Origin of the sequence: Paracraurococcus lichenis, assembly GCF_030657435.1 — a bacterium.
GTDB classification, from domain to species: Bacteria; Pseudomonadota; Alphaproteobacteria; order Acetobacterales; family Acetobacteraceae; genus Paracraurococcus; species Paracraurococcus lichenis.
Window position 1 is genome coordinate 1 of the sequence record NZ_JAUTWS010000098.1, and the last position, 14,059, is coordinate 14,059.

Annotated in this window: 11 protein-coding genes; 7 read left to right on the top strand and 4 right to left on the bottom strand. The window is 73.3% G+C overall.

The features are described from left to right. A partial coding sequence (locus Q7A36_RS34740) for an ester cyclase (RefSeq protein ID WP_305108388.1) occupies positions 1-540 on the bottom strand: 540 nt, incomplete at its 3' end. A 131-nt stretch (positions 541-671) separates the two neighbouring features. On the opposite strand from Q7A36_RS34740, the gene Q7A36_RS34745 reads away from it, so the two are divergent. The 4 genes from Q7A36_RS34745 (at position 672) to Q7A36_RS34760 (ending at position 5,318) form a co-directional block, all read left to right on the top strand. Then, positions 672-1,358 (top strand): RraA family protein, encoded by a 687-nt coding sequence (locus Q7A36_RS34745; RefSeq protein WP_305108389.1) that lies wholly within the window; start codon positions 672-674, stop codon positions 1,356-1,358. A 5-nt stretch (positions 1,359-1,363) separates the two neighbouring features. Further along, positions 1,364-1,750, top strand: a complete 387-nt coding sequence (locus tag Q7A36_RS34750) for a lipocalin-like domain-containing protein (RefSeq protein ID WP_305108390.1) — start codon at positions 1,364-1,366, stop codon at positions 1,748-1,750. A 139-nt stretch (positions 1,751-1,889) separates the two neighbouring features. Beyond that, positions 1,890-4,172, top strand: coding sequence for an NADP-dependent malic enzyme (locus Q7A36_RS34755; RefSeq protein ID WP_305108391.1), 2,283 nt, complete (start codon positions 1,890-1,892; stop codon positions 4,170-4,172). Positions 4,173-4,220: 48 nt separating this feature from the next. After that, complete coding sequence (locus tag Q7A36_RS34760) at positions 4,221-5,318, top strand: acyltransferase family protein (protein ID WP_305108392.1); 1,098 nt, start codon at positions 4,221-4,223, stop codon at positions 5,316-5,318. A 127-nt stretch (positions 5,319-5,445) separates the two neighbouring features. Here Q7A36_RS34760 and Q7A36_RS34765 read toward each other — a convergent pair whose 3' ends face one another. The 3 genes from Q7A36_RS34765 to Q7A36_RS34775 all read right to left on the bottom strand — a co-directional run bounded on the left by Q7A36_RS34765 (position 5,446) and on the right by Q7A36_RS34775 (position 11,189). After that, a complete protein-coding gene (locus tag Q7A36_RS34765; protein WP_305108393.1) occupies positions 5,446-8,052 on the bottom strand; it encodes a tetratricopeptide repeat protein in 2,607 nt (868 codons plus the stop codon). A 447-nt stretch (positions 8,053-8,499) separates the two neighbouring features. After that, the gene (locus Q7A36_RS34770; RefSeq protein ID WP_305108394.1) at positions 8,500-9,441 is read right to left on the bottom strand and encodes a Hint domain-containing protein; all 942 of its coding nucleotides are present in this window, start codon (positions 9,439-9,441) and stop codon (positions 8,500-8,502) included. A 350-nt stretch (positions 9,442-9,791) separates the two neighbouring features. Beyond that, a complete protein-coding gene (locus Q7A36_RS34775; RefSeq protein WP_305108395.1) occupies positions 9,792-11,189 on the bottom strand; it encodes a hypothetical protein in 1,398 nt (465 codons plus the stop codon). A 142-nt stretch (positions 11,190-11,331) separates the two neighbouring features. Between Q7A36_RS34775 and Q7A36_RS34780 the strand changes: the two genes are divergently transcribed. The 3 genes from Q7A36_RS34780 (at position 11,332) to Q7A36_RS34790 (ending at position 13,817) form a co-directional block, all read left to right on the top strand. Beyond that, positions 11,332-12,033 (top strand): vWA domain-containing protein, encoded by a 702-nt coding sequence (locus tag Q7A36_RS34780; RefSeq protein ID WP_305108396.1) that lies wholly within the window; start codon positions 11,332-11,334, stop codon positions 12,031-12,033. Positions 12,034-12,039: 6 nt separating this feature from the next. Continuing rightward, the gene (locus Q7A36_RS34785) at positions 12,040-12,750 is read left to right on the top strand and encodes a J domain-containing protein (protein ID WP_305108397.1); all 711 of its coding nucleotides are present in this window, start codon (positions 12,040-12,042) and stop codon (positions 12,748-12,750) included. A gap of 191 nt (positions 12,751-12,941) precedes the next feature. Beyond that, positions 12,942-13,817: a UTP--glucose-1-phosphate uridylyltransferase gene (locus Q7A36_RS34790; protein ID WP_305108398.1), complete on the top strand. Its 876-nt coding sequence runs from the start codon at positions 12,942-12,944 to the stop codon at positions 13,815-13,817. Positions 13,818-14,059 lie beyond the last annotated feature (242 nt).

A 14,059-nucleotide genomic window follows, 5' to 3' on the forward strand; every position in this document is an offset into this window, starting at 1 on the left:
CGGCTTGCCCTCGCTCCGCGCCCAGTTCGCCATGAGCCGGTTGCTCGGCAGGCCGTTGTCCACCACCTTGCGCGCCGTCTCGGCGCCGGCGACGGGCAGGCCCTGCGGGTCCAGCAGCCCGATCTGCACCAGGACCGAAGCCTGGTCCCAGTAGATGTGCTCGTGCACCAGCTTGTCGCCCTGGAAGCGCACGATGGCGACCAGCGGCACCTCCACGCGCTTCCCCGTCGGCGGGATGCCGGGCAGCATCCAGTCGATCTCCGAGGTATGAGTGAAGGAGAAGATCATCTCGTCCACCAGCTGGTCGCGGCCGACGGTGCGGCTGACCGGGCGGAGCTCGGTATCCGGCGGATTCCCGCCGATGAAATGGTACTTGTAGAAGCGCTTGAGCTGGTCGTGCCCGACCCCGCCGGTCATGGTCGGGATGTGGTTGACATAGGGCTGCGCCACCATGGTCGCCACGGTGGCATCGACGTCGCGGGTCTCGAATTCGTGGCGGCAATGCGCCTCCCACAGGGCTTCGAGGTCGTGCTCGGGCATGGGACGCTCCCTTCGGCTGGTGGCTGCAGGCTACAGCCCGGGCGCCGCGCCCGCGATATCGCGACGCCGCGCGCCGGATTGCGCCCCGGGCGTGGCCGGGCGAGCATGATCGCTCCCGGGAGGATTGCGCCATGCTCGACAACCCGCCGCTGCTCAGGATCCATCGCGGCCATCGCCGGCCCGATCCGGCGCTGCTGGAACGATTCCGCGGCGCCCAGACCTCGCACCTCGTGGACGCGATGGATGGCCGCGGCGCCATGGACTGGCGCATCAAGCCGATGGACCCGGGGCGCGCCGCCTTCGTCGGCCCGGCGCTGACCGCCTTCGCCTACCCGGCCGATGTCGTCGGCGTCATGGGCGCGCTCGGGGAGGCGCAGGCGGGCGATGTCATCGTCGTCGCCAATGACGGCTATACCGCGACGGCCGTCGTCGGCGACCTCGTCATCGGCATGATGCGCAACAAGGGCGTCGCCGCCTTCGTCACGGACGGCCTCGCGCGCGACCGGGCCGGGATCGTGGCGACCGGCCTGCCGACCTTCGCCGCCGGCATCGTCCCCTCCTCGCCGGCCGCCAATGGGCCGGGCGAGGTGGGCGCGCCGGTCGTCTGCGGCGGCGTGCCGGTGCGGAGCGGCGACATCGTGGTCGGCGATGCGGACGGGGTGGTGGTCGTGCCGGTCGAGCGCGCCGAGGCGGTGCTGCAGGCGCTCGCCGCGGTGCGGGCGGCCGAGGCCAAGGCGGTCGCCGCCGTGGAGGGCGGCGCGACGGAGACCGAGAAGGTCCGCCGGCTCCTGGCCGCCGCGACGATCGTCGGGGGCTGAGGCCGATGCAGGACCGCCTGATCGGCATCTGGCGCCTGCTGGAGGTGCGGGCGCGCGACGCCGAGGGACGCCCGATCGAATCCGCCGAATTCGGCCCGGCGCCGATCGGCACGGTGCAGTTCGGCGAGGAGCGGATGATGGCCGCCCTCGGCGACAGCCGGCCGCCGGCGGCGGGCGGGACGCGCTTCTGGGTGGCCTATACCGGCCCCTGGCGCTTCGACGGCGCGGTCCTCTCCACCCGCGTCGATGCGGCGCATCCGGCCAACCGCATCGGCACGGACCAGGTGCGCCAGGTACGCTGGGAGGGGGAGCGCGTGGTGCTCACCCCGCCGCCGCGGCTGGTGCGGGGGGTGATGAACCACCTGGAGCTGGTCTGGGAGAAGGTCGCGTAGCGCCCCGGTCCCGCTCCGGGTGGGTCGGGCGAGGGCGGGCCGCCCCGGCGGCGGGCGGCCGGACCGGTCCAAGCGCGTTCCGACGGTTGCGGCGCCGTCCCGTCCGCCGCATCTTCGCCGCCGGAGACAGGGGCGACGCATGGACGAGGATTTCCGCAAGGCCGCATTGGACTACCACCGGTTGCCGCGGCCCGGGAAGCTGAGCATCGAGCCGACCAAGCGCATGGCGACCCAGCGCGACCTCGGGCTCGCCTATTCGCCCGGTGTCGCCGCCGCCTGCGAGGAGATCGCCCGGGACCCCGACGCCGCCTTCGACTACACCAGCCGCGGCAACATGGTCGCCGTCATCTCGAACGGGACCGCCGTGCTCGGCCTCGGCGCCATCGGCGCCCTCGCCTCCAAGCCGGTGATGGAGGGCAAGGCGGTCCTCTTCAAGAAGTTCGCCGGCATCGATTCCATCGACATCGAGGTCGAGGAGCGCGATCCGCAGAAGCTGATCGAGGTCGTCGCGGCCCTCGAGCCCTCCTTCGGCGCCATCAACCTCGAGGACATCAAGGCCCCGGAATGCTTCGAGGTGGAGCGGCAGCTCCGCGCGCGGATGCAGATCCCGGTCTTCCACGACGACCAGCACGGCACCGCCATCATCGTCGCCGCCGCCATCCGCAACGGCCTGCTGCTGCAGGGCAAGCGGATCGAGGAGGTCAAGCTCGTCAATACCGGCGGCGGCGCGGCCGCCCTGGCCTGTCTCGACCTGCTGGTCGAGATGGGGCTGCGGCGGGAGAACGTGACGGTCTGCGACATCCACGGCGTGGTCTATGAAGGTCGGCCGGAGGGGATGGACCCCTACAAGTCCCGCTATGCCCGCCCGACCGATGCCCGCACGCTGGAGCAGGTGCTGGAGGGCGCCGATGTCTTCCTCGGCCTCTCGGCACCACGGGTGCTGAAGGCGGAGTGGCTGGGCAAGCTGGGCCCGAAGCCGCTGATCATGGCGCTGGCGAATCCGGAGCCGGAGATCCTGCCAGAGGCGGTGCGGGCGGTGCGGCCGGATGCCATCGTGGCGACCGGCCGGTCCGACTACCCGAACCAGGTCAACAATGTCCTCTGCTTCCCCTTCATCTTCCGCGGTGCCCTCGATGTCGGCGCGACGGCGATCAACGAGGCGATGAAGGTCGCCGCGGCGGACGCGATCGCGGCGCTGGCGCGGGTGGAGGCGAGCGAAGTGGTCGCCGCCGCCTATGGCGGCCACGCGCCCGTCTTCGGCCCCGACTACATCATCCCGAAGCCCTTCGACCCGCGGCTGATCCTCGAGATCGCGCCCGCCGTCGCCCGCGCCGCCATGGAGACCGGCGTCGCCCGCCGCCCGATCGCGGACTTCGCCGCCTATCGGCGGGACCTGGAGCGCTTCGTCTTCCGCTCCGGCTACCTCATGCGGCCGCTCTTCGAGGCCGACCGCCAGGCGCCGCGCCGCGTCGTCTATTCCGAGGGCGAGGACGAGCGCACGCTGCGCGCGGTGCAGACCGTGCTGGACGAGGGGATCGCCGAGCCGGTGCTGCTGGGCCGGCGGGAGGTGATCCAGGCGCGCGCCCGCGCCATGGGCCTGCGGATGGATTTCTCCGAATCCGTGCAGATCCTCGATCCGGTGGCGGATACCGCGGTCTTCGGGCCGCTGACCGAGATGTACCAGCTCCGCGTCGGCCGCCGCGGCGTGCCGCCGGAGGCCGCGGCAAGGCGCGTGACGACACGCGCGACGGTCGCCGCCGCGCTGCTGCTGGAATCCGGCCGGGTGGATGCGGCGCTGGTCGGCGGCAGCGGCAATTGGATGCGGCAGTTCCACTACGCCTTCGACGTCATCGGCAAGAGCGACACCGCCTCGCGCGTCTATGGCCTCTCGGCCGTCATCATCCCGACCGGCACGCTGTTCTTCGTCGATACCCACCTGCTGGTGGAGCCGACCGCCGAGCAGATCTGCGAGATGACGCTGCTGGCGGCGCAGCAGGTGGAGGCCTTCGGCCTGACGCCGAAGATCGGCCTGCTGAGCCATTCCTCCTTCGGCGGCTCCAACGCGCCGACGGCGCGGACCATGCGGGCGGCGCTGAAGCTCATCCGCGCCGGCGCGCCGGAGCTCGAGGTGGATGGCGAGATGCATGCGGATGCCGCGCTGGTGCCGGCCATCCGCGCCCGCGCCGTGCCGGACAGCACGCTGACCGATACCGCCAACCTGCTGGTCTTCCCCAACCTCGATGCCGCCAATATCAGCTTCAACCTGCTGAAGGCGGCGGCGGACGGGCTGCAGGTCGGGCCCGTCCTGCTGGGCATGCGCAAGCCGATCCATGTGCTGGTGCCGAGCGTGACGGCCCGCGGCATTGTCAACCTGACGGCCGTCGCCGTGCATCAGGCGAACAGCCAGCGCGCGGAAAGCTGAGTTTCGCGCATCATACTGTAAACAGTATGCCATCCCCAGGGAGAGGGGATGGCGATGACGCAGGCGAGGCGGGGCTTGCTGCCGGGGCTGCACGGGCTCCGGGCGACGGCCGCTGGCATGGTGGTGCTGTTCCACCTGCACGCGATCCCGACGCTGCCGGTGCCGGAACACCTGCCCTGGATCGCCACGCATTTCGGCCTTGGCGTCCACCTCTTCTTCGCCCTCTCGGCCTTCTCGCTCGCCTGGGCGAACCCGGAAGCCGCGACGCGCCCCGGCCCTTATCTGGTGAAGCGGTTCTTCCGCATCGCCCCGCTCTATTGGCTGCTGCTGGCGGTGATGCTGCTGCGCGGGAGGTGGCCGGGAGCCGGCCGGGTCGCGGCGGAGGCCCTATTCGCCTTCAACGCCATCCCGGGCTGGCATGGCAGCCTGGTGCCGGCCGGCTGGACCATCGGCGTCGAGATGCCCTTCTACCTGATGCTGCCGCTGCTGCTGCGCATCCGCGGCGTCGCGGGGATGGCGCTGGCCGCGGCGCTGGCGACGCTGCTGTCCTGGCAGGCGCGCCTCGGGCTGGAGGCGGCCATGCCGCCGGACAGCGACTACCCGCAGGTCGCGCTGGCGAGCAATCTCTGGGTCTTCGTCCTCGCCCTGCTCGCCTACCGGGTGTTCGAGCGCGTGCGGGGCACCGCGCGGGAGGGCGTGACGGCCGCGGCCGCGGCGGCCCTCGCGCTTGGGCTGCTGCTCTTCCTCGGCTCGCCGCTGGCGGTGCCCTTGGCGATGCCGGGCAATCCGGACCTGCTGCTCTTCGGCCTCGCCTTCGCCGCGCTTTGCCTGTGGCAGGCGCTGCGGCCCTCCCGGCTGCTGCGCTCGGGCCCCGCCCTCTGGCTGGGGGAACGGAGCTACAGCATCTACCTCTCCCACTTCCTCCTGATCCTGGCGCTGCGCCCCGCCTATGCGAGGATCGAGGCGGCGCTGGGGGAGGGGGGCTGGGCCTTCCTGGCCTGCTTCGCGGTCACGCTGCCGCCGCTCTGCCTCGCCGCCGCGCTCGGCTATCGCTGGGTGGAGCGGCCGGGCATCGCGCTCGGGCGCCGGATCATCGCGCGGATGGGCGCGCGGGCCGCGACGCCGGATATCGTGCCGGCCCGCTGAGGCCTGCCCGGTCCTCCGGCCGGAGAAGGCCTTCCCGCGACCTTTCCGCCCGGGAGAGGCGGGCCGGCATTCGCGGTCGGGTGCTTCCCTGGATCATGTCCCTGGGCGCAGGCCACGATAGGCTCGCTTAGGCGGCCTTGCCGCGCACCTCGGCCCGGCGCTCGCGCCGCTGTGCGAAGGCCGTCCGGCTCCAGTGCCGCTCGGTGTTCTTGTAGGCCACCTCGCAATGCATCCCGACCGCCTGGTGCATCTCCGTCCGGGTCAGCACCCGGATCCGTCGCAGCCAGGCCGCCATGGTGAGGGAGGAGCCGGTCAGCACCATCGCCAGGGCCCGCGTCAGCAGGCCCGGGCCGGTGGCGAACCAGAGGATGTCCTTGTCGCCCCGGTTCACCGCCGCCACCGCCATCTTCAGCGCGCAGCCGATCACCGGGTGCTGCGGCGCCGCGCCGATGACGTTGTTGCCGACCGTGCCGTAATCCTCCTGATAGAGCACCAGCCCGGTGCCGGGCGGCGCCAGGGTCTCCAGCGGGGCGAGGCAGCGGTCATCGGCATCGATGTACCAGCCGCCCTCGGCATGCAGCCAGGCCAGGCGGAAGAGGTCGGCCTTCTGCGCCGGCTCCTCCGAGCGGCGATAGGCCGCCAGCACGGCGGGTCCGCAGGTCTCGGCCAGCCAGGCTCGCGCCGCGACGTCGTCGAAAAGCTGGTAGCCCCATTGCGGATGCGCCGCGCGCCAGCCGCCCATCAGGGCCGCGATCTCGCCCGGCGGCTCGCCGGAGTCCCAGAACTGGGCGATGCGCCGCGGCACCGCGGCGCCGCCGGGCTGCCCCTGCGGCGCGTCCAGCAGGCCCGCCCGGCGCAGCGCGATCAGCAGCATCATGGCCGCCGGCGTGTAGTCGGGCGTCTCGGCCAGCAGGGCGGCGAGCGGCGCGACCCAGGCCTCCGGCGGCTGCCCGCGCAGCGCCGCGATGCGCGCGAAGGCCGCGGCATCTAGCGCGAACTCGTCCAGCAACTGCCCGAAATGCGTCTGCGACAGGTTGGCCGAGCGGCCCTGCATCCGCGCATGCGCGGCGGTGACGCGCGTCAGGCTGCGCAGCGCCTCCCGTGCCCCGGTCAGGTCGAGCGAGAGCAGCCGCGCCCGCACCAGGTCCGTCAGGATCCAGGCATCCTCGGGCCGGAGCGCGAGGGCGCGCTCGTACTCCGCGACCGCTGCCTCGGTCTCCCACTGCTCCTCGGCCGCCTGGCCGCGGAACTGCGCCTGCCGCGCCCGGTCGTCGGCCGTCACCACCGGCGCCGCCTCAAGGCAGGCCGCCAGCGCCTCGGGCGCCGACAGCAGCTTCTCCGCCCGGAAGCGCTCGATCCAGAGGCCCATATGCCGCGGCGAGGCGGCGGAGGCCGCCCGTGCGCGGGCCAGCGCCGCGGGGGAGTGGCCGAGCTGGCGCAGCCGCGCGATGCGCGCCGCCTCCAGCTCCGGCAGCGCCCCGCAGGCGGTCTCCGCCTCCACCAGCACGGCCAGCGCCTCCGCCTGGCTGCCGCGGTCGGCGAGCGTTCGCATCAGCCCGAGCCAAGCCCAGGGCGAGGCCGGGCGCAGCGCGATGGCGCGGCGGAACGTGGCCTCGGCGTCCGTCAGGTCGCGCGCGACGCGGGCGAGTTCGCCGAGCTGCTCGAGCGCCTGCAGGCAGTCCGGGGCGCGCTCCAGCGCCCGCTTCAGGTGCCGCTCGGTCTCGCCCGGCTGCTGCATGGCCCAGAACTCGGTGGCCATGTCGATCAGCGGGTAGGGATCCCGAGGCTGGCATTCATGCGCGCGGCGGAAGGCGGCGAGCGCCGCCGTGCGCCGTCCCGCCGCCCGTTCCGCCCGGCCGAGGCTCAGCCAGGCCTGCACGCTTCCGGGCGCCGTTGCGGTCAGTCGCTCGGCGACGGCCCGCGCCGCCGCGGTGTCGCCGGTCTCGCGCAGCTCGGTCGCCAGCTCGGTCCAGCCCGTGACGAGGCCGGGCACCATCTCCGTCACCTCGCGGAACCGCGCCGCGGCGGTGGCGCGGTCGCCGCGCGCCCGGGCGCAGAGGCCGAGGCCGAGCCGCGCCTCGGGCTGTGCGGGATGGTCGGCGAGCACCGAGTCGCAGAGCGCCTCCGCCTCCTCCAGCCGGCCGAGCTGGCGGAGCGCGGTCGCGCGATCGAGCCGCGGCCAGGGATTGCGCGGGCAGGCCGCCGCCTCGGCGGCGGCGAAATGGGCGACCGCCCCCCCGGCATCGCCGCGCGCCAGCGCCACATGGCCGAGGCCGAGCAGCGGCTCGGCCAGGCCCGGCTGCCGCGTGAGCACCTGCTCGTAGAGCGCCGCGGCCTCGGCGAACCGGCCGAGGTCGCGCAGCGTCTTCGCCTGCTCGATGCTCGGCCAGGGATTGGCGGGACCGGCCAGCGCGGCCGCGGCGGCGAAATGGCCGAGCGCGGCCGCATGGTCGCCGCGGCGCCGGGCGATGTGGCCGAGGCCGAGGGCCGCCTCCATGCGGTCGGGATGGTCGGCGAGGACGGCGCGGCAGATCGCCTCCGCCTCCGCCAGCCGGTCGAGGGCCCTGAGCGAGATGGAGCGGTCGAGGCGTGGCCAGGGATTGCCGGGGCCGGCCAGCTCGGCCTGCTCGCAAAGCCGGATCGCCTGGTCGTGGTCGCCGCGGTCGCGGGCCGCGCGGGCCTCGGCGAGAAGCTGCTGGAGGTTGCCGGCGGTCGGCGCCTGCGCGGATGTCACGTGCGGAGCGATCCCTGAGGAGAATGTCGGTACTTCGAATGCCGGAGCAGGTGTCCGTGGCCCGGCCCATGCGTCGCCTGGGCCGGACCGGCCGGGCCTGGGCCTGCTCGAGTCCTGGCCCAGCGCAGACGCGGAGCGGTGCGCTCAGGCCCGGCACGGTTCCGGCGGCGGGCGGTTCCGCCCTGCGGCGCCCCGTTCCCTCGGCCAGGAGCGTACGGCCGGGCCGGTGTGGCCCCGCCCGGGTCGTCGGCGCGGGGCACCGGCCTGCCTTGCATGTCGGGCGAGCCGATTCGAACCGGCCAGCATGGCTGCTGACCGGTACGGCTTATGGTTCGGCGCGCAGCCGCCACGCCGACGCTGCACGCGAGACTGACCGGCAGACGTCAGGACGTCTGCCGGCCGGCATCGGACCGTCGCGCCCTGCGGCGCTCCGGTCAGCGGCGCGCCTCAGGCGGCCGCGGCCGGCGTGAGGATCGCGGCGCGCGCTGCGATCAGCGTCCGGACCGACTGCGGCACCTGCCGCTGCGCCTTGGCGCGCGGCAGCTCCATCTCGGCGATCGGCGCCTCCTCGCCATAGAGCGCCTCGTGCTCGGCCCAGTTGTCGAAGCCGAGGCGGTCGATGTTGTCGACGAAGGTCTCGGCCGGGACGCCCTCGGCGAGGATGAGGGCGTGGTCGGCCAGCTCGACATGGTAGTAGGTGAAGCTGGTCGGCACCGCCGTCTCGCGGCGGATGGTCGTGCCGTTCACCAGCGCGCCGGCCTGCACCAGGACGCCGTCCAGCATCAGCGCATGGTCGGGGGAGACGAGCAGGTCGCGCACCGGCATGGCCTCGCCGAGCGCACCGGCCTGGATGCGGATCGGCAGGACGCGGTCGGGCTCGCCGAAGCGGGTGGAGACGGTCTGGCGGCCGAGCCAGCGGACCGGCTGTGCGGTGCCATCGGCGGTCATGACCAGGTCGCCGATCGCCAGCGTCTCGACCGCCTGCTCGCCGGCCGGGGTGCGGATCAGCGTGCCAGGGTAGAAGCAGATGACGGTGCCCTGGACGACCCCGAAGGTGCCCGTGTCCGGGTTGATCTCGGTCTCGAGCGAGATGTGGCGCGACACCTCGTTGAAGTCGTTCTGGGTGAAGAAGAAGCGGGCGACCTTGCCGGCCTTCACGGTGTGCGCGAGGAAGCCTTCCACGACGCTCGCCTTGCCCGCGGGATCGGTCGCCTGCGCCACGCCATCATAGACGAAGGTGGAGGAGCCGATCTGGAAATGTTCGCCGATCTCCAGCGTATTGCCGACCGCCGCCGAGGTGGACACCGTCGCATCCGGGATGCCGTCGCCGAGCGTCTCGGTCCCGAGACGGTTGACGGAGAAGATCATCCAGTTCGCCGAACTTGCCATGGGAGAACTCCAACACGTTGCGTTGCAGGCCAGATCGCCATCGCCAGCAGGACGCGATAAGTCCTGATGGGCCGCGATCCGTGCATACAATATGAAAAACCAAAATATCAACGTAAAGTTGAGGAACCTGACGGGAAGGAATTCTGAAGCGGGTTGGCCGGATGCTTGCGGAATACCAGGCCGTTACGCGGAACATGCCGCTCCCGTCAGGGCAGCCCGACGGGAAGCGGTCCATTCCGCAGTCCAGGACTGCCACATCGGGCAGGCGAATGGCCGGAAAGTAAATGCCGCTGCCGCTTGCGCCGGATCAATGCGGCCAGTGGCGGCGCAACCAGGCGCCGCCCCGCGCCTCAGCGCGCGACGGCGCCGAGCCCGAGCACGCGCTGCATCTCGGCGGGGCCGCCGAGGAAGGCGGCCGGCACCTGCCCCAATGGCAGGGGCTGCGGCGGCCTGGCGCTGATCTCCACCTCCTTCGCCTCGCCGCGCAGGAAGCGCTGCAGCGCCGCCGCGACCGGCGCCGGCGCGCGCCCCGACCCGGCGCCGAGCGCCGCGGCCGCCTGCCCCGCCCATTGCTCGCGCAGCCGCTGCTCCGGCTGCCGCAGCCGCCGCGCCTGGTCGCGCAGGGCCCGGCCATAGAGCGACTGGTCGAGATAGCGCAGCGTCACCCCGGCCAGCCGCAACGCTTCCCAGTCCTGCTGCTCCATCGCCTCCGGCGTCACGCCCTCCAGCGCGAATGAGAGTCCGAGCACGCCCATCTCCCGCCCCGCCAGCGCCAAGGAGACCAGGTCGAGGCGCTGCCGCGTCCGGTCGAAGCGCACTTCGCCGGTCAGGTCGCCGAGCAGCGCCGGGTAGCCGAAGCGCCGCAGCCAGTCCTCGATCGGCGGGACGGGCTCGATCCGCAGGTCGCGCAACGCGAGGCGGCCGGCATCGACGCCGTTGGTCGTGGGCTGCGCCTCCAGCCGGAGAGTCCCGAGCGAGCCGACCTCCCGTCCCTCCGTCGCGACGCTGGCCTGCTCCAGTTCCAGCAGCACCGGGTGGCGCGCCTCGGCCAGTGGCGCGCCGGGCGGCGGGTCCATGGCGTCGACGAGGTCGCCGAGGTCGATGCCGCGCAGCCCGACCCGGCCGATGCGCAGGCGCCCGGTCATGCCGGGTTCCTGCAGCAGCAGGTCGAGGCCCGAGAGGCTGGCGCGCGCCGGCCGGCCGCGGCCGACATCCTCCAGCACCGCCTCGGCCAGCGCGACCGGCATGTCGCCCTCCAGCGTCAGCGTCTCGAGCCGGAGCGAATCGAGCATCAGCGCCTGCGGCGCCTGGCCCGGCGCTGCCAGCCCGCGCAGGTCGAGCCGCGCGATGCGCAGGACCCCGTCGCCGCCGGTGACGGTCACCTCCCGCGCGCTGGCGGCGCCGATCCGGTCCTCGCCGAGGCCGTCGAGCGTCAGCTCCTCGATTGCCGCCTTGCCGCCCTCGCGCGCCAGCACGACGCCGAGCAGCCGCACGCTGCCCGTCGCCGGGTCGATGGGCTCGGCGGCGCGGTAGGTCAGGGTGGCGGCATGGCCGAGCAGGGCGCGGAAGCGTGCCACCGCCGGCAACTCGTCCACCGGCGGCGGGGCGGCGGGCAGCGGTTCGCCGAACTTGTCGAAGCCCGGCGTCGGCGCCGCGGCGGGCGGCTCGAGCGGCGGGGGCTTCTCCTGCGCGAAGGCGAGGCCGCCCGCGAGGCCGACCGCCAGCGCCATGACCCGGATCCACCGCATGCCGCGTCCTCCATCGATGCCGCAACCATAGGGAGGGCAGACCGCCCCGCGCCACGGTTGCCTGCGTGACAAGGCCGCGCGGCGCCTTCCGCAGGCGCATCGGAGACTGGCGATCCCGCCGCCAGCGGCCCACATTCAGCGCATGAGCAACCTGCCCGACACGCCGGCCACGGCCGCCGTCGCGGCCTTCCTCAAGCGGGTCGAGAGCCTGCCGCAGGCGCGGCCGGCCTCCGGCAAGCGGGGCCGCTTGGTCTTCGCCATCGACGCCACCGCGTCGCGCCAGCCGACCTGGGACCGCGCCTGCCAGTTGCAGGGCGAGATGTTCCAGGCGACGCGCGACCTGGGGGGCCTTGCCATCCAGCTCGCCTACTACCGCGGCTTCATGGAATTCGCCGCGACGCCCTTCCTGACCGACTCCGATGACCTGACGCGCCGGATGGCGGGCGTGCAGTGCCTGGGCGGCCAGACCCAGATCCAGCGCGTGCTCGACCACGTCCTCCTCGAGACGAAGCGGGAGCGGGTGAATGCGCTGGTCTTCGTCGGCGATGCGGTGGAGGAGGCGGTCGATCCGCTCTGCCACGTCGCCGGCCAGCTCGGCCTGCACGGCACGCCGGTCTTCTGCTTCCACGAGGGCGGGCACCCGCAGGCGGCCGAAGCGCTGAAGCAGATCGCGCGGCTCTCGGGCGGCGCCTATGCGCCCTTCGACACGGCGAGCGCCGCGGCGCTGCGCGACCTGCTACGCGCCGTCGCGGTCTATGCCGCGGGCGGCCGCTCGGCGCTGACGCGGCTGCCGGGCGGCGCGGCGCAGCGGATCGCCGGCCAGCTTCCCGCGCCGAAGAGCTGAGGCCGCATGGTCTGGCTCGCGATCGGCGCGGGGCTGCTGCTGCTGCTGCTCTGGCTGCTCCGGCTCTTCGCCACGGCCCGCGTCGAGACCATCCGCAAGGGCGCGATCTATGGCGGCGCCATCGTTGCCGGCGGCGTGCTGCTGCTGGTGCTGACCACCGGACGCGGTGCGCAGCTCCTGTGGTCGCTTGGCCTCTTCGCGCCGCTGCTCTGGCGCTGGGGGCATGGCTGGTTCTCCGCCCGCCGCTTCGGCCGGCAGGAGGCGGGTGCGGCCGGCCGCGCCGGGGAGAGCGCGGTGGAGACCGCGACGCTCGCCATGCGGCTGGATCATGCGACGGGGCGGATGAGCGGCACGGTGCGCCGCGGCCGCCACGCCGGGCGGGAGCTGGCGGCGCTCGGTCTCAACGAATTGCTCGGGCTGCTGGCGGAGTGCCGGTCGCAGGACCCGGACAGCGTGCCGTTGCTGGAGGCCTGGCTGGACCGGCTGGACCCGGATTGGCGCGCGGCGGAGGCGGCGCAGCCGCCGCCCGGCGGCCGCGGCGGCGGGAAGATGACGCGGGAGGAGGCGCTGGCGGTCCTCGGCCTGCAGGAAGGGGCGGACGAGGCGGCGATCCGGTCCGCGCACCGGCGGCTGATGCGGGCGGCGCATCCGGACCAGGGCGGCAGCGACTGGCTGGCGGCCCGGATCAACGAGGCACGGGACATCCTGCTGCCGTAGCGACATGCCGGGCGTCGGCTCTCCCGACCGCCGTGCGGCAGCCGCTTCAGCCACAGGACCGCCTTCATCCCTGGGTAAGTCCGGGACCCCGAGAGTGGGTCCGCCTTGCCGGGCGACCGGGCGCGTGGCACTCCTGCCGCCCCTGACGCGCTGCAGGGCCCGCCCACGACGTCTTCGCCCAGGAGAGGCACGTGTCCGCACCCAAGCCGTTGAAGAAGGCCGTTCTGCCGGTTGCCGGCCTCGGCACCCGCTTCCTGCCGGCGACCAAGGCCCTGGCGAAGGAGATGTTGCCGGTCGTGGACCGGCCGCTCATCCAGTATGCGATCGAGGAGGCGCGGGCCGCCGGCATCGAGCAATTCTGCCTGATCACCGGCCGCGGCAAGACCCAGATCGTCGAGCATTTCGATATCGCCTTCGAACTGGAGCGGACGCTGGAGGAGCGCGGCAAGACCGACATCCTCGCCGATCTGCGGGCCCAGGCGATCGAGCCGGGTGCGCTGGTGACCGTCCGCCAGCAGGTGCCGATGGGCCTCGGCCACGCCATCTGGTGCGCCCGCGCCTTCATCGGCGATGATCCCTTCGCCATCCTGCTGCCCGACGACCTGATGCTCTGCGAGACGCCCTGCACCCAGCAGCTTGCCGAGGCCTATCGCGAGACCGGCGGCAATGTCGTGGCGATCGAGGAGGTGCCGCGCGAGCGGGTCAACCGCTACGGCGTGCTCGATGTCGAGAAGGACATGGGCCGGCTCGTCTCGGTAAAGGGCCTGGTTGAGAAGCCGCCGGTGGACAAGGCGCCGTCCAACCTGACCATCATCGGCCGCTACGTGCTGATGCCGGAGGTGATCGGCCTCCTCTCGAAGATGGAGCGCGGTGCCGGCAACGAGGTGCAGCTCACCGACAGCATGGCGAAGCTGATCGGCCGCCAGCCCTTCCACGGCCTGCGCTACGAGGGGCGGCGCTTCGACTGCGGCGACAAGCTCGGCTTCCTCGAGGCGCAGGTCGCCTTCGCGCTGAAGCGGCCCGACATGGCCGCCGGCATGCGCGACATCCTGAAGCGCTACGCCTGACGGCGATGCCGGTGGTCGGCAGGGGATCCGGGAATTGCGCTTCGGCCCGGCGGCGGGCGCGACCGCGATCCCGTCTGCCCGCCGTCGCCGACGCCGGCCATAGGGCGGCCGCCTGCCGCGCTGCCGCGGTGCGGCCAGAGGCAGTGTCGAGCGGACGGCCGCCTGCGGGCCCGGGTTCCGGGCGAGCGGCCTCGCAGGAATTCCCGGTCTCCGCCCGCCGGCGATCTGCTGCAGGAGCGGTC

Coding starts and splice junctions, on each gene's coding strand:
- Q7A36_RS34775 (WP_305108395.1), bottom strand. CDS start 11,189: ATGCGGTGGATCCGGGTCATGGCGCTGGCGGTCGGCCTCGCGGGCGGC.
- Q7A36_RS34760 (WP_305108392.1), top strand. CDS start 4,221: ATGGCGATGACGCAGGCGAGGCGGGGCTTGCTGCCGGGGCTGCACGGG.
- Q7A36_RS34745 (WP_305108389.1), top strand. CDS start 672: ATGCTCGACAACCCGCCGCTGCTCAGGATCCATCGCGGCCATCGCCGG.
- Q7A36_RS34750 (WP_305108390.1), top strand. CDS start 1,364: ATGCAGGACCGCCTGATCGGCATCTGGCGCCTGCTGGAGGTGCGGGCG.
- Q7A36_RS34780 (WP_305108396.1), top strand. CDS start 11,332: ATGAGCAACCTGCCCGACACGCCGGCCACGGCCGCCGTCGCGGCCTTC.
- Q7A36_RS34785 (WP_305108397.1), top strand. CDS start 12,040: ATGGTCTGGCTCGCGATCGGCGCGGGGCTGCTGCTGCTGCTGCTCTGG.
- Q7A36_RS34755 (WP_305108391.1), top strand. CDS start 1,890: ATGGACGAGGATTTCCGCAAGGCCGCATTGGACTACCACCGGTTGCCG.
- Q7A36_RS34770 (WP_305108394.1), bottom strand. CDS start 9,441: ATGGCAAGTTCGGCGAACTGGATGATCTTCTCCGTCAACCGTCTCGGG.